This window comes from Nocardia transvalensis (assembly GCF_015477765.1).
GTDB classification, from domain to species: Bacteria; Actinomycetota; Actinomycetes; order Mycobacteriales; family Mycobacteriaceae; genus Nocardia; species Nocardia transvalensis_A.
This window is the reverse complement of sequence record NZ_JADLQQ010000006.1, coordinates 59,124-80,546: the sequence shown is the minus strand read 5'-3', so window position 1 is coordinate 80,546 and position 21,423 is coordinate 59,124. Positions and strand designations below refer to the sequence as shown.

Here is a 21,423-nt window from a genome sequence, read left to right as displayed (position 1 = left end):
GGCGAGCACGGATCCATAACCGCCCGAACACCGGCCGATGGGGGCCCCATGGACTACCTGGCATTCGCGGATACGGTTGCTTCGCGGTGTGCGTATTATCGGCGTACTTGCGGGTTACCGGCGGGGATTCATCCGCAGACGGGGCGCATAGTCATCAGAGCGGGTGTGGTGGGGGCGATTACGGTGCCCGGGGCGTTGGGGCAGCGAGTGCGGGACGACATGTTGCACAAGAGAATTACGGTGGGGCCGATCGTGTCTCATGTGCGGTCGCGGCGGTGGACGTATCTCGTTCGGCCGGATTTGCCGGAGGATATGTCGTTGTTCGCGGTGCTGTTTCGGCTCGATGTCAGTCTTGTTCCGAGGGGTGGGGAGATTGCGTTGCCCTCGCCGCAGGATGCGCAGGCCGGGTTTCGGCAGTGGATTGTGCCGCCGCGGGATACTTTTCGACCGTCCGGGATGGTCGTCGTCCAGGAGATAAAGATTTGCGCGGCGAGGACGTCGCCGTGTTGATCGCACCGTTGCCGACGAAACAGCAACTACTGCATGCTTGCCGGGGAATCGGCTGTGACAACCACCCGATGTTGCGGGCCGCCCATGCGTTGACCGAGTTGCACGAGCAGCGGTTGGGTTGTGATCCCGTGCGCAAGGCCGAGATCGACGAGCTGCGGGCCCGGCTGATTCGGCGCATCGACCGGTGGATACACGAAAATCTCCCGCCCGCTCCGGGTTCCGCACGCATTCACACCGAGACCATGGGGGCGATCGTCGATCGGCTCTCCCTACTCACGGCGTCCGCCTATGCGGCCTTGGCGAGTGCCGATGACTGCGAACTCGGCGAGGTGTGGGAGGGGCTGGCCGAACTCGCGGTCGGGTACGAAGACCTGGTGGAGGAGGTTGCGAGCGGCCGTCGGCGCTTGCCAGGCGGTCCCTGATTTGCCGGTGACTTAGGTCACGGACGCCGGGGTGTGGATTGGGGGCGCTCATAGACTCGGCTGGGTTACTCGGACCGAGGGGAGTTATTCGTGGCTGTCGAGGCGGTTCGTATCGAATCCGTGGGGCCGTACGCCGACCCGCGGTACGAGTGGGTGCGCGGGACCGTGGCGTTTGCGGTGGACCCGGGGCATCCGGGGAATCGGCGCATTGTCGATCTCGAGTTGGCGCCGCGTGATGGGGACGGGCTGGTGCGGTTCGAGGCGGATTTGCGGCTTTTGCGGCCGAAGGACGGTGGGAGCCGGAATCTGCTGTTCGTTGTGGCCAATCGGGGCAGGCTGGGGGCCGGGGTGCCGTTCAGTCTGGGGGCCGAGATCGATTTTGCGAATCCGGAGCGGCTCGATCCGGGGGACGGGTTTCTGCTGGATCGCGGGTGGACCATTGCCTGGTGTGGGTGGCAGTGGGATGTGCTGCGCGGGCCCGGGGAGTTGGGTGTCACCGTGCCCGACGCCCAGGTCGGGCCGGGGTGGATGCGGTTGGATTGGCGGGCCGATACCGCCGAGGCCAGTCATCCGCTCCGCGACGTCATGCCGGGGACGGGGGCCCTGTTCCAATTCGCGGAGTACCCCACCGCCGATATCGCGGACCCCGATGCCGTGCTGACGGTGCGCACCTCGCCCGAGGGCGATCGCACCGAAATACCGCGCGGCAGTTGGCGATTCACCGACAGCACGCATGTCGCGCTGGACGGTGGCTTCCGGCCCTTTCACTGGTACGAGCTCATCTACCGCACCTCTCGGGCACCGGTTGCTGGATGCGGAATGCTGGCGATCCGGGATGTCGTCTCGCATCTGCGGAGCGACGGAATCGAACACGCCTATGCGTTCGGGATCTCTCAATCGGGGCGGCTGCTGCGTCAATTCCTCTGGGAGGGGCTGAATCTCGACGAATCGGGAGCGATGGTCTTCGACGGGGTGTTCGCCCACATCGCCAGCGGAGCACGCGGCCAGTTCAATCACCGTTATGCCCAGCCGTCGGCGGCCCAGGACGACGGATTCGGAGCGCTGCCGCCGTTCGACAGTGCCGGTCTGCTGGCACGGCAGCGGGCGCTGGGTGGCGTGCCCAAGACGATCTTCACCAACAGCTCGTCGGAATATTGGCGCGGCGACGGCGCTCTGGTTCACGTGGATTCGGTGACGGGGCAGGACCTTCCGGAGGATCCCGATGTCCGGACCTACGCCCTCGCGGGCGCGGACCACTTCGGCCCCAACCCTCTCAAAAGCATTCTGCCCGTGGCCAACCCGGTGAACGAACTCGATGTCACCCCGGTACTGCGGGCACTGCTCATCGCGCTCGAGCAGTGGGTGAGCGAGGGGGTGGAGCCGCCACACAGCCGAGTACCGCGCACCGGCGACGGCACCGCCGTGCCGCCGGCCAAGGTCCTCGACCAGTTCGGGCACGTCGCCCGCCCCGACCCCGCCCTGCTGCCCTGCGCCCGCCGACTCGACCTGGGCCCGGACGCCGAGCGCGGCATCGGCCGCTGGCCGGCCCGACGCGGCGAGCCCTACCCGATGCTGGTTTCCGCGGTCGACGAGGACGGCAACGAGATCGCCGGTATCCGCCTCCCGGCGGTGGCGGCCCCGCTCGCGGTCTACACGGGCTGGAACCCGCGACGACCGGTCGACGGCCTCCCGGCCGTCCCCTACGAACGCCTCGGCAGCAAACTCCCCTTCCCGCCCGGCCGACCGTCGGTCCGCAATCGCTACCCCACCCGCGAGGCGTATGCCGCCACCGTCCGCACTGTGGCGAATAACCTTGCGGAAGAAGGCTTTCTGCTACCCGAGGATGTCGAGGCAGTGGTCGCAGCAACAGTGGCCGAGTATCGCCTGTCCGTCAGGCCGTCATATTGAGGCCGCCGAGGACTTTGGTGGGGCGGATGCGGACGACGAGTTCGCCGGGGACGCCGTTGCGTTTGCCGAATTCCTCGGCGCGGTCGGCGCCCATATAGCGGCCGCCGATGATGGTGGCGGTGCGGAGGAGTTCATCGGGGTCTTCGGAAATGGTTGCGGTGCCTTGAATCTGGAAGTAGCCGTACGGGGGTTCGTCCAGGTCGACGCAGAGGGCGACGCGGGGGTCGCGCAGGATTGCCCGGCCTTTGGCGGTGTCCTTGCCGGTGTTGAAGACGATTTCGTCGCCCTCGAGGATGAACCAGACCGGGTTGATCACCGGGCGGCCGTCGGTGGCCACGAATGCGAGCTTGCCGGTGCGGGTGCCGTGGGAGAGGAATTCACGCACTTCGGGATCGTTGATGGAGGCCATGGGTTCAGCGTACGAGGAGCATGCGGAACCCTTGGCAAGCGACTCGCTAACCGGACAGGTCCAGGCTGCCCAGCACCTTGACCGGCCGGACGCGGACCAGCAGCTCGCCCGGCACGCCGTTGCGTCTGCCGAACTCCTCGGCGCGATCGGCCCCCATGTAGCGTCTGCCTATTGCGGTGGCCAGGCGGACCATCTCGTCCAGATCCTCCGAGAGGGCCGCGACGCCCTGGATCTGCACGTAACCGAACGGAGTTTCTTCTCTGTCGACGCAGACCGCCACCCGCGGGTCGCGGAGGATTGCCCGGCCCTTGGCGGAGTCCTTGCCGGTGGTGAACACCACTTCGTCGCCCTCGAGAACGAACCAGACCGGATTGATGACCGGCCGTCCATCGGTGGCCACGAACGCGAGCTTGCAGGTGCGGGTGCCGAAGGTCAGGAATTCGCGCACCTCGGGATCGGCGAGTGAGAGCATGAATGCAGGATACGACTCAACAGCAAATTTTTGGCAACATACACGTCAGATTGCGCCGCGCTCGCGGGCGCGGGCCACCGCGGAGGTGCGGGACTTCACGCCCAGCTTCGAGTAGATGTGCACCAGGTGGGATTTCACTGTCGTCTCGCTGAGGAACAGGCGCTTGCCGATCTCCCGATTGGAGTGACCGTCGGCGACCAGGCGCAGGACCTCGATTTCCCTGGGGCTCAAGGTGGTATCGGGTTTGCGGACTCGGGTCATGAGCTTGGAGGCGACCGAGGGGGACAGCACGCTCTCCCCCGAGGCGGCGCCCCGCACGGCGGCCAGCAGTTCGGCGGGCGGGGTGTCCTTGAGGATGTAACCGCAGGCACCGGCCTCGATGGCGCCCAGAATGTCGGCGTCGGTGTCGTAGTTGGTGACCACCAGGACATTGGGTGGGTCGGGTAGGGCACGCAGGGCCACGGTGGCATCGACTCCCGATTTCCCGGGCCCGAAGCGAAGATCCATCAGCACTAGGTCGACTTCGGTTGTGCTGCAGAAGGCTACGGCCTCCTCGGCGGTGGCGGCCTCGCCGACCACCTCGATGTCCTCGCCCGAATCCAGCAACGCGCGCAGTCCGGCGCGGACGATGGCGTGATCATCGGCGAGCAGCAGGCGGATCATGACTCCTCCAGCGGGAACGACACGGTCACGGCGGTGTGGCCGGGCTCTGATTCGACGCTCATGCTGCCACCCTGCTGTTCGACCCGGCTGTGCATGGCGTTGAGCCCGAATGTGCCGCGCCGGAACACCTCCGGGTCGATACCGACACCGTCGTCGACGACGTCCAGGTGTACCGCATCGTCGGCGTAGGTGAGCGTGATGCGCATGCGGTCGGCCTTCGCGTGCCGGACCACATTCGACACCGCGCCCTGGGCCACCCGCACCAACGCGGCCTCGATCGGCATCGGCAGCCGCTCGGGTGTGCCCTCCACCAGCAGCTGGGTGTCCAGTCCAGGCGTGCTGGCCCGCTGGGCTATTCGTTCCAGCGCATCAGTCAGCGATTGACCCTCCAGCGCGGCCGGGGTGAGTTCCGCGATGAGCTGGCGGGTTTCGATGAGGCTGTCGGCGGCGGTGTCGCGGGCCAGCCGAATCTGCTGCAGGGCGGGGTGTTCCGGTGCCGCACGCTCGACCGCGTGCAGCAGGAGCTGGATGCTCGACAGTCCCTGGGCGACGGTGTCGTGGATCTCCTGCGCCAGCCGTTCGCGTTCGGCGAGTTTGCCCGCCGTGCGTTCCTGTTCGGCGAGAGTGGCCCGGGTAGCGAGCAATTCGTCGATCAGTTTCTGGCGGTCGGCGGCCTCGCGGAACAGCGCCCGATAGCCCCATCCGATCGCGATGGCGACGAATGCGGCCACGATCGGCCCGATTACGCCGCCCACGTTCCAACCCTTGTGCAGTTCGTAGCCGATCACCGCGGCGGCCGTGGAGGCGGCGACCGCCAGCACGCCCCAGAAGCGCGGCAGCAGATGCAGGTACAGGAAGAACAGACCGAATACGAGGTACACCGCGTCCGGCACCAGCGCCACCAGACCCAGCCACATCAGCGTGAGCACGCCCAACCACACCCGGGACGCCGTGATCCTGCCGCGCAGTGCCACACCGCCGAAATACGTGATCAGGAACACCGCGGCGAGTGCGGCGACCCCCCATCGGTGGCCGCTGTCGGCCACCACGCCCCGCCCGACCACCACACCCGTCAACACCACCATCAGGGCATGCAGCCCGACCTGCAGCGCGGCGAAGACAGGGGTGAGCGGGGACCGGTGCACGGTGCCAGCTTATGCGCGGTTACCGGCACGGCATCCATCGAAAGGTGTAATCGACTCCCCACCGTTGGCTGGTCGGGGAATGGTTCCGGATTGCGATGGCCGGGGCGGGTGCGGAGGCCAGGGTGGAGGCATGTTCGTCGCGCTCAGAGATCTGCGGGCCGCCCGCGGCCGCTTCCTGCTCATCATGCTGGTGGTCGTGTTGATCGCGCTGCTGGTGAGCTTTCTGAGCGGTCTCACGGCCGGACTCGCCCATCAGAACATTTCCGCTGTTCAGCGCATGTCCGGAGAGGCAGTGGTGTTCGCCGATACCGGGTCGTCGCCGTCGTTCGATTCCTCGGCCCTGACCGCCGAGCAGGTGCGGGCATGGGAGCAGACGGGCGCAACGGTCGACCCCACGGGTATCAGCCGCGCCAGAGCAACCGTCGATGGCTCCGCACCGACGCAGGTTGCGCTGTTCGGAGTCCAGGGGAACGCCTTTGGCAATCGGATGGCTACACAGCCGGGGACGGTCGTGCTCTCCGAACCGGCAGCAAAGAAGCTGTCGGCCGCGACCGGGGACCCGGTGTCGCTCGGCTCGGCCACCTTCACCGTGGCCGCGATCGGGGGCGACGACTGGTTCGCGCACACGCCGGTGGTGTGGATGCCGCTGTCGGATTGGCAGTCGGTGACTCCGCGCGGAGGTGCGGCAACCGTGCTGGTCGTGTCCGGCGTCCACGATCTCGACGCGGTGAACAAGGCCGCGCACACCACCACGACCAGTGTGAAAGGGTCGCTGCAGGCGATCGCGTCGTATCAGGCCGAGAACAAGTCGCTGACGCTGATGACGGTGATGCTGTTCGCCATTTCCGCGCTGGTGATCGGGGCGTTCTTCACGGTGTGGACGATTCAGCGCACGCCCGATATCGCGACGTTGAAGGCGTTGGGCGCCACCACCGGATCCCTGGTACGCGATGCGCTGGGGCAGGCGTTGATCGTGCTGCTGGCCGGTGTCGGTGTCGGCGTCGGCGGTACCGCCCTCGCGGCGGTGTTCATCGGTGATGCCGTGCCGTTCGTCCTCAGTGCCGCAACGACTCTCGTGCCAGGCGTGGCGCTGATCGGGCTGGGGCTGCTCGGCGCCGCGTTCGCGTTGCGTTTCCTCACCACCACCGATCCGCTCACCGCGCTCAATCAGGCTCGCTGAATTACCCAGGTCTACAGGAGATTTCGATGACCTCGCTGACTGTTTCGGACGTCACCCTCACCTACCCCGACGGCGCGGAACGCATCACCGCACTGGATGCGGTGCACCTGCGAGTCCACGGTGGTGAGGTCGCCGCGATCACCGGGCCGTCCGGATCGGGGAAGTCGAGCCTGCTGGCGGTGGTGTCGACGCTGATTCGTCCGGACTCCGGCCAGGTCCGGCTCGACACCGGTACGGGCACTGTCGATCTGGCCACGGTGAGCGGCCGCGAGGCGGCGCGGTTGCGCCGTGAACACATCGGAATCGTCTTCCAGCAACCGAATCTGATTCCGGCTCTCACGGCCGTGGAACAGCTCGAAGCAATGATCCATCTCGGCCGGCGCTTGTTCGTCACACCCCGCATGCGACGTGAAACCCACGGCAAGGCAATGGATCTCCTCGCCTCGGTCGGACTGACGGGCCACGAACACAAGCGCCCTGCCCAGCTCTCGGGCGGTCAACGCCAGCGCGTCAATATCGCCCGAGCCCTCATGAACGACCCGTCACTGCTGGTCATCGACGAGCCCACCAGCGCCCTCGACCAGGAACGCGGGGCCGCCATCATCGACCTCATCCTCGAGGTGGTCCACAACCACGGCGCCGCCACCCTGCTGGTCACCCACGACCGCAGCCACCTTCACCAGATGACCGCGGTCTACCGCATGGTCGACGGCGTCCTGTCGCTCGACAACTCTGCCGATTTAGCCGCTTGAGAGCGACAGGTCTATGGCTTCGGCATCTCGATCGAGGCGTACCAGTCCAGGAGGACCGGGTTGTCCACGGCGCTGCGTTCGACGACGCGGGCGGGGTCGGCTCCCTGGAACAGGCGCTTGATGGGGACCTCGAGCTTCTTGCCGGTGCGGGTGTGGGGGATGCCGGGGGCGACGATGATGTCGTCGGGAACGTGACGGGGGGACACCTGGGTCCGAATAGTCGCGTTGATGCGCTGCTCCACCTCGTCGGTGAGCTCTGTCCCTTCGGCGAGGACGACGAACAGGGGCATCCAGTAGCCGCCGTCGGGTTGTTCGGCGCCGATGACCATGGCCTCGGCTATTTCGGGGAGCGATTCGACGGCCTGGTAGATGTCGGCCGAGCCCATGCGGATGCCGTGGCGGTTCAGGGTCGAGTCGGAGCGGCCGTGGACGATGATGCTGCCGTGGTCGGTGATGGTGATCCAGTCGCCGTGCCGCCAGACGCCGGGGAACATGTCGAAATAGGCACTGCGGTACCGGGATCCGTCGGGGTCGTTCCAGAATTTCACCGGCATGGAGGGCATCGGCTTGGTGATCACCAGCTCGCCGACCTCGCCGCGGATGGGATGCCCGGTGGGATCCCAGGAGTCGACCGCCGCACCGAGGAATCGCACCGACAACTCGCCCGGCCACACCGGAACGGTCGGCACACCCCCGAGGAAGGCCGACACCACATCCGTGCCGCCGCTGATCGAGGAGACCTGGACGCGCTCGCCGACATTGTCGGCCAGCCACAGCGACGAGGACGCCGGCAGCGACGCGCCGGTGATGCCGACCGTGCGCAGTGCGGACAGGTCGTGATCGCGGCGCGGTACGACACCGGCCTTGATGCAGGCCAGCACATAGCCGGGGCTGGTGCCGAGGACGCTGGTGCGAGTGCGAGCGGCGAGGTCCCACAGCGCATCCGGCGTCGGGGCGGACGGGCTGCCGTCGTAGCAGACGATGGTGGCGCCCACCAGCAGACCGGCGATCTGGAAATTCCACATCATCCAGCTCGGGCTGGTGTACCAGAAGAAGGTGTCGTCTCGCCCGATATCGGCCTGCAGCGCAGCGGCTTTCAGATGTTCGAGCAGGACACCGCCGTGGCCGTGGACGATGCCCTTCGGCAGGCCGGTGGTGCCCGAGGAGTACAGGACCCACAGCGGGTGGTCGAAATCGACCTGGCCGGTGTCGATATCGGTGCCGATCGGCTCGGTGATCTGCTCCCACTCGAGCGAGTTGGGCACCTCGCTGTCGATCCGGGACACCACCACCGTCACTCGCACCGTCGGCAAACCGGCACGCAGCTCGGCTATCTCCGCGGTCTTGTCGTGGATCTTGCCGCCGTATCGGTAACCGTCGGCGGTCACCAGAACGACCGGCTCCAACTGGCCCAGGCGATCGAGGGCCGCCTTCGCCGAATAGTCCTGGCCGCAGGCACTCCAGACGGCACCGAGGCTCGCCGTTGCGAGGAAGGCGATGATCGCCTCCGGAATATTGGGGATATAGCCGACCACGCGATCACCGGGCTGTACCCCCTGACCGCGGAGAACACCCGCCAACGCCGCCGTCCGGCCGAGCAGTTCGGCCCACGAGATCTCGGTGAGCGAACCGTCCTCGCTCGCGTAGACGATGGCCGGTCGATCCGACCGCGCCTGCCGCACGATCTGATCGACATAGTTCAGCCGCACCCCCGGAAACCATTGCGCACCCGGCATTTCCGCACTCGCAAGCACCTGCTGCGGCGCGGGCCCGAGACCGAAGTACGCCCACACCGCCCCCCAGAATCCGGACAGATCATCGACCGACCACTGCCATAGTGCGTGGTAGTCGATGAACTCGCGACCCGTCCGCTCGGCCACGAACCGCGCGAAATCGGTGACCCGCGCCCGGGCCACATCCTCCGCACTCGGCACCCACTGCGGTTCCACCACCGCCATCACTCTCCTAGCTCAGGAAATCCACCCGATTGTGACGCAATCCCGCCCGGCGGGCGGCCCGACCGAGCAACCTCGCAGCCCGCGTCTCGACGTTCGCCGACTTGGATGCTCGCCCACGCCCATTACCAGGGTTACGGGTGGGTGGGTGTAGCGCGTTGGACGATGCGTTCGGCGTGGTGGACGACCGGGCCGTCGACCATGCGGCCCTCGAAGGTGAAGACGCCGCGGTTGTTCGGGACCTCGGCCAGGAGCCTTCGAGCCCAGTCCAATTCTTCGGCCGAGGGCGCGTAGGTCTCGCGAATCACCGGGACCTGGCTGGGGTGGATGGCCACCTTCGCGTCGAAGCCCACCGCTACCGCGTCCTCGGCCTCGGCACGCAGGCCGTCCAGGTCGGGGATGTTCAGGTAGACCGAGTCGAGGGCGAACTTGGCGGAGGCCTTGGCGGCGAGCAGGGCGGTGGAGCGTATGTGGCGGGCCACGTCGCGGTAGGTTCCGTCGGGGTGTCTGCTGGCGTTGCCGCCGAGGGCCGCGATCAGGTCTTCCGCGCCCCACATGACGCCGATCGCGTCGTCGACCTGCATGATGCGGTCGACTTCCAGGGCACCGCGCGGGGATTCGATGAGGGCGATCGTTTGGTAGTACAGGTTCGAAACCTGGTCGGCGCTTTCACATTTCGGCAGCATGATGCGCTGGTAGTGAGTGCGCGCCACGGCCTTCATGTCCGCGGCGTGGTCGGGGGTGCTGACCGCGTTCACCCGGACGACCGTGCGATCCGGGTCGAGTGGCGTCGAGAGCAGGGCCTCGCGGGCCGCGGCCTTGTCTGCCTGCGCCACACCGTCTTCGAGATCGAGGATCACGACGTCGGCTACGGCGGCGGCCTTCTCGAAGCGTTCCGGGCGGTCGGCGGGGCAGAACAGCCAGGCCGGGCCGGGCATTTGCCAGGTCTGCCTCATGCGGGCTTCTTCCGGACGAGAGTTTTGCGGATCGCGGTGGCCACCACGTCGCCGTGCTGATTGCGGCCGGTGTGGGCGAAGGTCACAATCCCCTCCCCCGGTCGGCTCTTCGATTCCCGCTTATCGGTCACCGCTGTCTCGGCGTACAGGGTGTCGCCGTGGAACAGCGGCTTGGGGAAGGCGATATCGGAAAAACCGAGATTGGCCACGATCGTGCCCTGGGTCAGTTGCGCCACCGACAGGCCGACCAGCGTGGAGAGCGTGAACATGGAATTGACCAGGCGCTGATGAAACGGCGGCAGCTCATCGGCGAAAGCCGCGTCCAGATGCAGGGCCTGGGTATTCATCGTGAGGGTCGTGAACAGCACATTGTCGGCCTCGGTAATCGTGCGACCGGGCCGGTGCTCGTACAGCACGTCGGTCTCGAATTCCTCGAACCACAGGCCGCGCTGCACCACCCGGCGGATCGGCTCGTTCACAGGCCCAGCTCCCGTCCGATCAGCATCAACTGCACCTCCGTGGTGCCCTCGCCGATTTCCAGAATCTTGCTGTCACGATAGTGCCGGGCCACAGCGTATTCGTTCATGAAGCCGTAGCCGCCGAAAATCTGCGTGGCATCGCGGGAATTGTCCATCGCCGCCTCGCTGGCGACCAGTTTCGCGATCGACGCCTGCTTCTTGAAAGGCTTGCCCGCGAGCATGAGCGCCGCGGCATCGTAATAGGCAGTGCGGGCGGCGTGGGCACGCGCCTCCATCCGCGCGATTTTGAAGGCGATGGCCTGGTTGCGGCCGATCGCCTGGCCGAACGCATCGCGTTCGGAGGCGTACCGCACGCTTTCGTCGACACAGCCCTGGGCGGCGCCGACGGCCAGGGCGGCGATGGCGATGCGGCCCTCGTCGAGGATGCGCAGGAAGTTGGCGTAGCCGCGTCCCCGCTCGCCGAGCAGATTCTCCTGCGGCACACGGACATCGGTGAAGCTGAGCGGATGGGTGTCCGAGGCGTTCCACCCGACCTTGTTGTAGGCCGGTTCGGCGACGAAGCCGGGGGTGTCGGTGGGCACCAGGATGGTGGAGATCTCCTTCTTGCCGTCGACCTGCCCGGTCACGGCGGTCACCGTCACCAGGCGGGTGATATCGGTGCCGGAGTTGGTGATGAACTGCTTGCTGCCGTTGATGATCCAGTCGTCGCCGTCGCGAACGGCCGTGGTGCGGGTGCCGCCGGCGTCGCTGCCCGCGCCGGGCTCGGTCAGGCCGAAGGCGGCCAGCGAACGGCCACTGGTCAACTGCGGCAACCATTCCTGCTTCTGCTTGTCGTTGCCGAAGCGGTAGATCGGCATCGCGCCCAGTGACACTCCGGCCTCCAGGGTGATGGCGACGCTCTGGTCGACCTTGCCCAGTTCCTCGAGGGCCAGACACAAGGCGAAGTAGTCGCCACCCATACCGCCGTATTCCTCCGGGAACGGCAGGCCGAACAGGCCCATATCCGCCATTCCCGCGACCACCTCATAGGGGAAGGAGTGTTCGGCGTCGTGTTTCGCGGCGACCGGCGCCACCACCTGCCGTGCGAAATCACGGACGGTGAGCGCGAGTTCGCGATACTCGTCGGGAAGGGTGCCCGTGGACAGGAAGTCGGTCATGCGGAGGTGTCCTTCGAATCAGGGTGGTCGTCCGCGGCGGGGACGATGCGGGCGAGGATCTGGTCCACCTGGACCTGGGTGCCGGGGGTGACGAGCAGTTCGACGGTTCCCGCGATCGGGGCGGTGAGGGTGTGTTCCATCTTCATGGCCTCCACGACGACCACGGGTGCGCCCGCGGCGACCACCGCCCCGGAGGTGATCGGGGCGGCGATCACCGAACCCGGCATCGGGCTGCGGATTTCGGCATCACCGACGTGTTCGGCGGCCGAGCGGGCGCTCACCTCGGCCACCTCGCGCACCGAGGCGACGCCGGATGCGTCGGCGATCCACACCTGGCCGTCGTGTTCGGCGACGCGATAGGTGGTTCGGATGCCGTCGAGCACAAGGCTCACCGACGGGAAGCCGTTGCCGGACGACGACGTGACGAATTCGGCAGCCAGAGCGCGTTTTTCGGCGTCCTCCAACCACACCTGGGCAGTATCGGGGTCACCGGTGATCGAGACGTGCACCGTGCGGTCGCCGCCTGCCAGGCGGAACGTAGTCGGTGCGGCCATCCCCAACCGCCAGCCGTTCGGGATCTCCCAGGGGTCCGAGGCAGCCGTCGGCCAGGTCCGCAACCACCGGAAGACCGCTGCGGCGATGAACTGCTCGTCCGATACCGGCTCGGGCCGGAAGTCGACGGCGCGGCGGTCCAGCAGGCCCGTATCCAGCCGTCCCGCAACCACATCCGGGTCGGCGAGCAGGAAGCGCAGGAAGTCGGTGTTGGTGCGCACGCCCAGCACGACCGTATTCGCCAGGGCCTGATCGAGTTTCGCGATGGCTTCGGTGCGGTCGGAAGCGTAGGCAATGACCTTGGACAGCATCGGGTCGTAGTCGCTGCCGACCACGGTGCCCACGCGCAGGCCCGAATCCACCCGTACCCCGGAGCCTTCCGGCTCGGACAGCTCGAGCACGGTGCCGCCCGTCGGCAGGAAGTCCCGGCCGGGATCCTCGGCGTAGACGCGGGCCTCGATGGCATGTCCGGTCAGGCGGATATCGTCCTGGCCGGCGGCCAGCTTCTGCCCGGCGGCCACGCGGATCTGGCATTCGACCAGGTCGACGCCGGTGATCAGCTCGGTCACCGGATGCTCCACCTGCAGGCGGGTGTTCATCTCCATGAAGAAGAATTCGTCCGGACGGTCGGCGGAGACGATGAATTCCACCGTGCCCGCGCCGACGTAGTCGACACTGCGCGCGGTATTGCAGGCCGCCGCGCCGATCCGGGCCCGGGTCTCGGCGTCCAGCAGTGGAGAGGGCGCCTCCTCGATCACCTTCTGATGCCGCCGTTGCAGGCTGCATTCCCGCTCGCCCAGATGCAGCACGTGACCGTATTGGTCGGCGATGATCTGGACCTCGATGTGCCGCGGCCGGGTGACGAAGCGCTCCAGGAACAGGGTGTCGTCGCCGAAGGCCGCGGCTGCCTCACGACGGGCGCTCACCAGGGCATCCGGCAGTTGTTCGGGTGCGTGCACCAGCCGCATGCCTTTGCCGCCCCCACCGGCCGACGGCTTCACCAGCACCGGGTAGCCGATTTCCGTTGCGGCATCGATCAATTCGGCGTCGGTGAGGCCCGGCCGGGCGATTCCCGGGACCACGGGGACGCCGAACTCGGAAACCGTATTCTTGGCCGCGATCTTGTCGCCCATGATCTCGATGGCCCGCGCCGGTGGCCCCAGGAAGACGATGTCCGCCTTCGCCAGGGCGGCGGCGAATGCCGGATTCTCCGACAGGAAGCCGTATCCCGGGTGGACCGCCTGCGCCCCGGTGCGCCTGGCCGCGTCGACGACGCGATCGATGTCGAGATAACTCTCCCGGGCCGGGGCCGGTCCCAGCCGCACCGCCACATCGGCCTCGTGCACGTGGCGGGCCGCGGCGTCGGCGTCGCTGTAGACCGCGACCGAACGAATTCCCATGTCCCGCAAGGTCCTGATGACTCGCACCGCGATCTCGCCGCGATTGGCGACCAGCACGGTGTCGAACGGGACGGGCTGCGATTTGTGCATCATCGTGATCACATCCGGAAGACGCCGTAGGAGACGGATTCGAGGGGCGCCTGCGCGCAGACCGACAGGGCCAGGCCGAGTACGGTCCGGGTATCGACGGGGTCGATGACGCCGTCGTCCCAGAGCCGTGCCGTCGAATAGTACGGATTGCCTTGCCGCTCATACTGGTCGCGGATGGGCGCCTTGAACGCCTCCTGCTCCTCGGTGGACCAGGAATCGCCCACCTGGTCGCCGCGCACGGTCGCCAGCACCGAGGCGGCCTGCTCGCCGCCCATGACGGAGATCCGCGCATTCGGCCACATCCACAGGAATCGCGGCGAATACGCGCGACCGCACATGGAGTAGTTGCCCGCACCGTACGAGCCGCCGATCACCACTGTCAGCTTCGGCACCCGCGCGCAGGCCACGGCGGTCACCATCTTCGCACCGTGTTTGGCGATGCCGCCGGCCTCGTAGTCGCGGCCGACCATGAAGCCGGTGATGTTCTGCAGGAAGACCAGCGGGACGACGCGCTTGTCGCACAGTTCGATGAAATGTGCTCCCTTGAGCGCCGATTCGGCGAACAGCACGCCATTGTTGGCGACGATGCCGACCGGGTGACCGTGGATTCGGGCGAAGCCGGTCACCAGGGTACGGCCGTATTCGGCCTTGAATTCGTCGAATTCGCCACCGTCGACGATTCGGGTGATGACCTCGCGGACGTCGTAGGGGGTGCGCAGGTCGACCGGCACCACGTCGTACAGTTCGGACTGCGGCGCAATGGGTTCCAGCGGAGGCGTGATCTCCCACGGTGCGGGTGTCTTCGGGCCCAGCGTGCTCACGATTCGGCGGACGATGCGCAGGGCGTCCTCGTCGCTGTCGGCCAGGTGGTCGGTGACTCCGGAAGTGCGGGAATGCAATTCGCCACCGCCGAGTTCCTCCGCGGTCACCACCTCGCCGGTGGCGGCCTTCACCAGCGGCGGGCCGCCGAGGAAGATCGTGCCCTGGTTGCGCACGATCACCGCCTCGTCGCTCATCGCCGGGACGTAGGCGCCGCCCGCGGTGCAGGAGCCGAGCACCGCCGCGATCTGGGCGATGCCCTTGGCGCTCATGGTCGCCTGGTTGTAGAAGATGCGGCCGAAATGCTCCCGATCAGGGAAGACCTCGTCCTGACGGGGCAGAAAGGCGCCGCCCGAGTCGACGAGATAGATGCAGGGCAGGCGATTCTGCAGGGCGACCTCCTGCGCCCGCAGATGCTTCTTGACCGTCATCGGGTAGTAGGTGCCGCCCTTGACGGTGGCGTCGTTGGCGACGATCACGCATTCGCGCCCGGACACTCGGCCGATTCCGGTGATGATCCCCGCGCCCGGGCAATCGTCGTCGTACATGCCGGTGGCCGCCAGCGGTGACAGCTCGAGGAAGGGGCTGCCCGCGTCGAGCAGCCGATCCACCCGCTGCCGTGGCAGTAGTTTGCCGCGCGCGACGTGCCGTTCGCGCGCCCGCTCCGGACCACCCGGAGCGGCCGCGGCCAGCCGTGCGCGCAGGTCCTCGACCAGCGCCAGATGCGCCGCCCGGTTGTCGACGTGCGTGTCCTGCGTAACCGTCATCACGCCATCCTGCCAGATCGGTTAATCGCCAATAACTGAAATCTAAGATAATCTTCACTAACCGAGTTGTCCAGACGAAGCGAGAGGAGTCGCGATGACCAGCAGCGATTCCGTCGCGCCCACGCGGCGCGAGCAGCTCAAGGCGCAGCGCCGGCAGCAGTTGCTGGAGGCGGGTGCGCGGCTGATCGCCGACCGCGGCTTCCCGGGCGTGCGGCTGGACGACCTGGGTGCGGCGGCGGGCATCAGCGGGCCCGCGGTGTACCGGCACTTCCCCAACAAGGAGGCGCTGCTGGTCGAGTTGCTCGTCGGAGTCAGCCAGCGGCTGCTCGAGGGCGGGAAAGACGTTGTGGCGCAGTCCGCTACGCCCGAGGATGCGCTGTCCGGGCTGATCGAATTCCATCTCGATTTCGCCCTCGGCGAGCCGGAGCTGATTCGAATTCAGGATCGCGACCTGGAGAACCTGCCCGAGGCCGCCCGCCGCCAGGTCCGCCGCACCCAGCGGCAATACGTCGAAGTGTGGGTGAGCGTTCTGCGCGACCTGCACCCCGGCCTTGCCGAACCCGCAGCCCGCGTCCAGGCCCACGCCATCTTCGGCCTACTCAACTCCACCCCCCACAGCGCCTCGGCCGCCCTGGCCAGCCGCGCCCGCCCCATCCTCCGCCGCATGGCCTTGTCCGCCCTGGGGTGATCCCGGCCAAAAGCATGCCGGGATGAGGAAGAGGGTCGACGCCGGGAGACGAGGAGGGTCGACGCCGGGAGACGGGCAGAGGCGACGCCGGGACGGAGGCAGCCGCACTCTTTGTTGGCGTTCGCACCCTGTGCGGACGGTTGTAGTGGGTGCGTATGTGTGCGAGGGGTGCGGCTGGGGTTGGAAGTCGGTGGGGTGGTTTACGCTGGGGCGACGGAGCGATCTTGGGGAGGCGGGCGTGGGGCGTTCTTGGGTTTTCCGGGTAGTGGTCGTGCTGGTTGCGGGTGTGGTGGCGGCGTGCGGGAATTCGGCGCCGGAGCCCGGTGATGAGTTTCAGTGGCTCGAGCAGAACGACAGCGCGCGGGTGCAGCAGTGGGTGGCCGCGGAGAATGGCAAGACCCTCGGTGTGCTGCAGCAGGATCCGCGCTACGCCGACAATCTCGCACAGGCGCGGGAGGTGGGGAATTCGCCGGATCGGCTGGCCGAGCCGACGATCATCCACGGTGAGGTCTACAACTTCTGGCGGGATCCCCAGCACACGCACGGTATCTGGCGGAAGACCTCGGTCGCGGACTACGAAACGGCGCAACCGCACTGGGTGACCGTGCTCGATCTGGATGCCCTGGCGAACACCGAAGGCAAGAACTGGGTGTGGAAGGGTGTCGACTGTTCACCGGTCAGCGAGACCCGGTGCCTGATCGTGCTGTCCGACGGCGGGGAAGACGCCGTCACGGTTCGCGAATTCGACATCATCACGGGGCAATTCGTCCCCGACGGTTTCATTCTGCCGCGCGGCAAACAGGACATCGCATGGTTGGACGACAACACCCTGCTGGTCGCGCGGGAATGGCAGCCCGGCGAGCTCACCACCTCCGGGTACGCCTACGTCGTGAACCAGTGGGACCGGGGTAAACCCCTCTCCGACGCGGTGGAGATCGGTCGCGGCGAGCGCACCGACGTAGCCACCACTCCACTCGTGCTGACCGACGGGCAAGGCCATCGGATGGCCTTCATCGAGCGCAGCCCGTCCTTCTTCGAACGCCAATATCGCCTGCTCGCCAATGGTTTACAGCCGGTGGCGCTGCCCGCCAAAGCGGAATTGCAGGGGATGGTCGCCAACCGTCTCCTGGTGTCGCTCGAGCAGGAGTGGACCACCGACGGGACCACCTTCCCGGCCGGATCACTGGTGTCGCTGGACGCGGAAGCGGTCGCACGCGATCCCGGCCATCCGCAGCCCACGGCGGTGTTCACACCCGGCCCGGCGGACGCCTTCCAGGATGTGATGACCACCCGCGACCAGGCGGTGGTCCTGTCACTCAACGATGTGCGCGGCCGCGCCACGACCTACACCCCGCGGCCCGACGGCTCGTGGTCGGCCACCCCACTCGCGTTGCCCGACAACGCCACCCTCACCCCGGCCGCCGCCGACAGCCGCGGCAGCCTGGCCTACCTCACGGTCACCTCATTCCTCACCCCACCCGCGCTCTGGCATCTGGACACCGCGACCGGCGCCCTGAACGAGGCGAAAACCGTTGCTCCGCAATTCGATTCCTCGAACCTGGTGGTGGAACAGCTGAAGGCGACCTCGCCGGACGGCACCCAGGTGCCCTATTTCGTCGTCCACCGCGCCGACATGCCTCTCGACGGCAACAATCCCACGATCCTCAATGCCTACGGCGGTTTCGGGGCGGCGATGACCCCGGACTACGACGGCGATCTGGGCCGATTGTGGCTCGCACGCGGCGGGGTGTTCGCCCTGGCCGACATCCGCGGCGGCGGCGAATTCGGACCGGCCTGGCACGAGGCAGCCCTCACCACCAACCGGCAGCGCGCCTTCGACGATTTCGCCGCCGTCGGAAAGGATCTGGTGGCGCGCAAGATCACCACGCCGCGGCGTCTGGGCATCACCGGCGCCTCCAACGGCGGCCTGCTCATGGGCGTCGAATTCACCCAGCATCCCGAACAGTGGAATGCCGTCGATATCGGGGTGCCGCTGCTGGACATGCTGCGCTACGAGCAGATTGCGGCCGGTGCGTCGTGGGTCGGGGAATACGGCAGCGTCGACGACCCCACCCAGCGCGCCTTCCTCGCCTCCATCTCGCCGTACCAGCAGCTGAAGCCCGATATGCACTATCCGGAGCCGTTCATCTGGACCACCACCAAGGACGACCGGGTCGGTCCGCAGCATGCGCGCAAGTTCGCGGCGAAGCTGGCGTCGTTGGGCTACCCCTACCTGTTCTACGAGGGTTCGGAGGGCGGCCACGGCACCGGCGCCACGATCGACGAGTCGGCCGTCACGACGGCGCTGCGCTACACCTACTTCATGCGCCGGCTCATGTAACCGCTCGGGACGCGTCAACTCCGGCGCAGTTCATGGTCGGCGGTGGACAGCACCAGCCGGATCCCCAGGGCGACGAGGGGCTGCAACGCCAGCGTCCACGGTCCGCCGAAAATCGGCGCGGCCACCTCGAATTCCGAATGCCAGCGCACCCGCGTGCCGTTCTCCACCTCGGTGAAGGTGAGGCTGCCGTCCTGGAAGCGCAGCGGCGGAAAGGCATTCAGAATCTTGTACCGCATCAGCCGCGGCGGATCGTATTCGACGATCTCCTCGGTCACCCGCATCAGCGGCGTCACCAGTAACCGGACCGCGCCCACGCCGTGCTCGGCGACGTTGCCCGGCCGCACCAGGGTCACACGTCGAATCAGCGGAACGCGTTGGAAATTCGTGGCATCGGTAAGCCACTCGAACACGTCGGCGATGGGCGCCTGGATGGTGCGTTCCAGGTCCACCGTGCGCATGGGCACTCCGTTCGGATCAAGGGGGCTTCGAGATTCCTGCGGAGCCTACGGCCAGCACGGCGCGGCGAACCAGAGCTACGGATCGAACCGATGCGATTTCGATACCGGGCCGACCGCCGACGCTGCCGAGGACCCGCGGGTAAGACGAAACCGTCGGTAACACTGAACGGCGCGACAACCCTCGCTGGCTACGATAGCGAGCATGAATGTCGAGGAGCGCCGGAGCACACGAAGCCGTCGCGACGGTGCCCCGCAACCCGAGCAGGTCCGCCCGAACCCGGCGCGACCTGCCGTTACCGAGAGACAGGCCGACACCTTGAGCCGAACACCGCGCGGAACCGCGCCGCGAACAGAGCAGCCGGCGGCTGAACCGAAGGAGCGCGTGATCCGCCGCCGCCCGAAGAATCGCCGTGCACAAATTGCCGCCACATCGGCGGCCGCGTTCGGCTCACTCGGCTATCACGGCGTCAGCATGGAGGACATCGCGAGCAAGCTCGGCATCTCCTCCGCCGCCCTGTACCGGCACTACCCGAGCAAATACGCACTGTTCCGGGAGGAGCTGCTGCGACTGGGCAGCGCGACGGTGGCGGCAGTCACACTACCCGAGGAGGCGGCCGATTGGTCGGCCGAGCAGCGACTCGGCCACGTGCTCGACCGCATGATCGCCGACACCATCGCCAACCGACCGACCGTAGCGCTGGTGCGGTGGGAACGCCGCTATCTCGACGACACCGATCGCACGACCCTCGACGATCAGTTCGCCGCCGCGGTGGCCATCGTGCGGGATCTGATCGGCGAGGTGCGGCCCGACCTGTCGCATCGCGACCGGGTGGTGCGCTCGGTGTCGGTGTTCAGCGTGATCAGCAGCATCGGCGATCACCACGCCACTCTTCCCGTCAAACCCCTTACCGCCGTGCTGAATTCGGCGGCATGGGCGTTGATCCGAGCCGATCTGCCGACGGGCGAGAGCTCGTCGCGCCCGCCGCGCGCTGTCGAGATTCCGCAATCGTTCAAACACGAGTTGCTGTTGAAGAAGGCCGTGGAGCTGTTCCACGAGCGCGGCTATCCGAATGTCAGCGTCGAGGACATCGCGACCGCGGCGGATCTGTCGGCGGCGTCGGCGGTGTATCGCTACTACCGCAGCAAGAGTGACCTGCTGGCCGCCGCGTTCCGTCGTGCCGCCGATAGGGTGTCGGGGGCCATCGGGCCGGCGACGGCGTCGTCGAGCACCCCGGCCGAGGCGCTGTCCAAGCTGATCGACTTGTATGTCGCGGGTTCGTTCGCCGAGCGGGAGCTGACCTTCGTCTACTACGCCGAATTCGGCCATGTGCCCGCGGAGGAGCGCACCGTGCTGCGCAATATTCAGCGGCTGATCGTGGCCGAATGGGTCAAGCTGCTGGTCCAGGTGCGGCCGGAACTGTCGGAGGCCCAGGCCCGCATCCTGGTCCAGGCCGCCTTCGGGCTGGTGGTCGACCTCGGTCGCGCGTTCGGTGGCGACGATCGAATCTGCCCGCAGGACAAAGTGATTCGGCTGCTGGAAGTCGTCCTGTTCGGGCACCCGCTGCCGCAGTGATCAGGTTTCGATCCGGGGCCACGGGTAGAAGGCCAAGTGGATCAGTAGGATCACCAGCAGGGCCAGCAGGACCGCGCCCAGGGGATGGAAGCGGCGCTCGAGGTAGCCGATGGTGCGAAACAGCGTGGGGAAGGGCACTTCTCGCGAGAAGAACATTGCCAGCACACTGGGAGCAATCACCCACATGAGGGCGATCAGGCCGTAGAGGACGTAGGCGCCGACGAAGGTGCCCGGGTGCATTTCCCGGGCACCGGCGGCGAACACCACACCCGCGGTGTAGACAATCAGCGCCAGCACCAGATAGCCGCCCATGCCGTGATAGCCGACCGTGTCGATATCCGGGGTGATCCTGCCGTTGGCTGTCACCTGCCGCCCGGCGACGACGCTCGGCAACTCCGGATTCCGGTTCAACTGCGGTACCGAGTAGTAGGCCAGCACCACGATCACGAACACCACGAGCACCCGCACCCAGTCGTTCTGGCGCGCCAGATGACCGATCGTCTCGGAGATCGTCGGCCAGTCGGCGAGGTGGAATACCGCCACCATCTCGGGCACAAGAATGGCCAGCCCCGCCAGTCCCCACATCACGTAACCCCAGAACTCCGCCGACCGCCCACTGGTCACCGGCGCCCCCGCAGTCACCTCCGTCATACTGCTGGTTTACCACTGGCAATCCTCTGGCACACGCACCCACGCAACAACACCCGAAGTCGATACCCCACCGTTG

At 67.1% G+C, this 21,423-nt stretch carries 19 protein-coding genes; 7 read left to right on the top strand and 12 right to left on the bottom strand.

The window, feature by feature from the left end; translation table 11 throughout:
- The first annotated feature begins 503 nt into the window (after positions 1 to 503).
- Positions 504 to 932, top strand: a complete 429-nt coding sequence (locus tag IU452_RS18475; protein ID WP_324192694.1) for a DUF4254 domain-containing protein — start codon at positions 504 to 506, stop codon at positions 930 to 932.
- A 90-nt stretch (positions 933 to 1,022) separates the two neighbouring features.
- Positions 1,023 to 2,840: an alpha/beta hydrolase domain-containing protein gene (locus IU452_RS39195; RefSeq protein ID WP_195110336.1), complete on the top strand. Its 1,818-nt coding sequence runs from the start codon at positions 1,023 to 1,025 to the stop codon at positions 2,838 to 2,840.
- Here the strand turns inward: IU452_RS39195 and IU452_RS18465 are convergent.
- From IU452_RS18465 to IU452_RS18450, 4 genes are read right to left on the bottom strand one after another with little or no spacing between them, the layout of a single operon-like run.
- A complete protein-coding gene (locus IU452_RS18465; protein ID WP_195110335.1) occupies positions 2,824 to 3,249 on the bottom strand; it encodes a PPOX class F420-dependent oxidoreductase in 426 nt (141 codons plus the stop codon). The two genes, IU452_RS39195 and IU452_RS18465, sit on opposite strands and share 17 nt — an antisense overlap.
- A 46-nt stretch (positions 3,250 to 3,295) precedes the next feature.
- The gene (locus tag IU452_RS18460; RefSeq protein WP_195110334.1) at positions 3,296 to 3,721 is read right to left on the bottom strand and encodes a PPOX class F420-dependent oxidoreductase; all 426 of its coding nucleotides are present in this window, start codon (positions 3,719 to 3,721) and stop codon (positions 3,296 to 3,298) included.
- A 45-nt stretch (positions 3,722 to 3,766) separates the two neighbouring features.
- Positions 3,767 to 4,384: a response regulator gene (locus IU452_RS18455; protein ID WP_195110333.1), complete on the bottom strand. Its 618-nt coding sequence runs from the start codon at positions 4,382 to 4,384 to the stop codon at positions 3,767 to 3,769.
- A complete protein-coding gene (locus IU452_RS18450) occupies positions 4,381 to 5,529 on the bottom strand; it encodes a sensor histidine kinase (RefSeq protein ID WP_195110332.1) in 1,149 nt (382 codons plus the stop codon). Before IU452_RS18450 ends, IU452_RS18455 begins: the two co-directional genes overlap by 4 nt.
- A 130-nt stretch (positions 5,530 to 5,659) precedes the next feature.
- On the opposite strand from IU452_RS18450, the gene IU452_RS18445 reads away from it, so the two are divergent.
- Both IU452_RS18445 and IU452_RS18440 read left to right on the top strand, forming a co-directional pair.
- Positions 5,660 to 6,709: an ABC transporter permease gene (locus IU452_RS18445; protein WP_195110331.1), complete on the top strand. Its 1,050-nt coding sequence runs from the start codon at positions 5,660 to 5,662 to the stop codon at positions 6,707 to 6,709.
- Between the two features lie 20 nt (positions 6,710 to 6,729).
- Positions 6,730 to 7,461, top strand: a complete 732-nt coding sequence (locus tag IU452_RS18440) for an ABC transporter ATP-binding protein (RefSeq protein ID WP_195110768.1) — start codon at positions 6,730 to 6,732, stop codon at positions 7,459 to 7,461.
- An 11-nt stretch (positions 7,462 to 7,472) separates the two neighbouring features.
- Here IU452_RS18440 and IU452_RS18435 read toward each other — a convergent pair whose 3' ends face one another.
- From IU452_RS18435 to IU452_RS18410, 6 genes are all read right to left on the bottom strand, one after another.
- A complete protein-coding gene (locus IU452_RS18435; protein WP_195110330.1) occupies positions 7,473 to 9,419 on the bottom strand; it encodes an acetoacetate--CoA ligase in 1,947 nt (648 codons plus the stop codon).
- Positions 9,420 to 9,550: 131 nt separating this feature from the next.
- On the bottom strand, positions 9,551 to 10,372 hold the full coding sequence (locus tag IU452_RS18430; protein ID WP_228818224.1) for an HpcH/HpaI aldolase/citrate lyase family protein: 822 nt from the start codon (positions 10,370 to 10,372) through the stop codon (positions 9,551 to 9,553).
- Positions 10,369 to 10,851, bottom strand: coding sequence for a MaoC family dehydratase (locus IU452_RS18425; protein ID WP_195110329.1), 483 nt, complete (start codon positions 10,849 to 10,851; stop codon positions 10,369 to 10,371). Before IU452_RS18425 ends, IU452_RS18430 begins: the two co-directional genes overlap by 4 nt.
- Positions 10,848 to 12,008, bottom strand: coding sequence for an acyl-CoA dehydrogenase family protein (locus IU452_RS18420; protein ID WP_195110328.1), 1,161 nt, complete (start codon positions 12,006 to 12,008; stop codon positions 10,848 to 10,850). The genes IU452_RS18425 and IU452_RS18420 overlap by 4 nt, the downstream gene beginning before the upstream one ends.
- Positions 12,005 to 14,053 carry an acetyl/propionyl/methylcrotonyl-CoA carboxylase subunit alpha gene (locus IU452_RS18415; RefSeq protein WP_195110327.1) on the bottom strand — a complete coding sequence of 683 codons (2,049 nt, stop codon included), beginning with the start codon at positions 14,051 to 14,053 and terminating at the stop codon, positions 12,005 to 12,007. The genes IU452_RS18420 and IU452_RS18415 overlap by 4 nt, the downstream gene beginning before the upstream one ends.
- 5 nt (positions 14,054 to 14,058) lie before the next feature.
- Positions 14,059 to 15,636 carry a carboxyl transferase domain-containing protein gene (locus IU452_RS18410; RefSeq protein ID WP_195110326.1) on the bottom strand — a complete coding sequence of 526 codons (1,578 nt, stop codon included), beginning with the start codon at positions 15,634 to 15,636 and terminating at the stop codon, positions 14,059 to 14,061.
- A gap of 94 nt (positions 15,637 to 15,730) precedes the next feature.
- On the opposite strand from IU452_RS18410, the gene IU452_RS18405 reads away from it, so the two are divergent.
- A complete protein-coding gene (locus IU452_RS18405; protein ID WP_195110325.1) occupies positions 15,731 to 16,324 on the top strand; it encodes a TetR/AcrR family transcriptional regulator in 594 nt (197 codons plus the stop codon).
- Between the two features lie 238 nt (positions 16,325 to 16,562).
- Complete coding sequence (locus IU452_RS18400) at positions 16,563 to 18,665, top strand: prolyl oligopeptidase family serine peptidase (RefSeq protein ID WP_324192693.1); 2,103 nt, start codon at positions 16,563 to 16,565, stop codon at positions 18,663 to 18,665.
- A gap of 14 nt (positions 18,666 to 18,679) precedes the next feature.
- Here IU452_RS18400 and IU452_RS18395 read toward each other — a convergent pair whose 3' ends face one another.
- Complete coding sequence (locus IU452_RS18395) at positions 18,680 to 19,123, bottom strand: SRPBCC family protein (RefSeq protein WP_195110323.1); 444 nt, start codon at positions 19,121 to 19,123, stop codon at positions 18,680 to 18,682.
- Between the two features lie 316 nt (positions 19,124 to 19,439).
- Between IU452_RS18395 and IU452_RS18390 the strand changes: the two genes are divergently transcribed.
- Positions 19,440 to 20,696 carry a TetR/AcrR family transcriptional regulator gene (locus tag IU452_RS18390; RefSeq protein ID WP_228818321.1) on the top strand — a complete coding sequence of 419 codons (1,257 nt, stop codon included), beginning with the start codon at positions 19,440 to 19,442 and terminating at the stop codon, positions 20,694 to 20,696.
- Here the strand turns inward: IU452_RS18390 and IU452_RS18385 are convergent, their stop codons facing one another.
- Positions 20,697 to 21,347, bottom strand: coding sequence for a hypothetical protein (locus IU452_RS18385; protein ID WP_195110321.1), 651 nt, complete (start codon positions 21,345 to 21,347; stop codon positions 20,697 to 20,699).
- Positions 21,348 to 21,423: the final 76 nt, after the last annotated feature.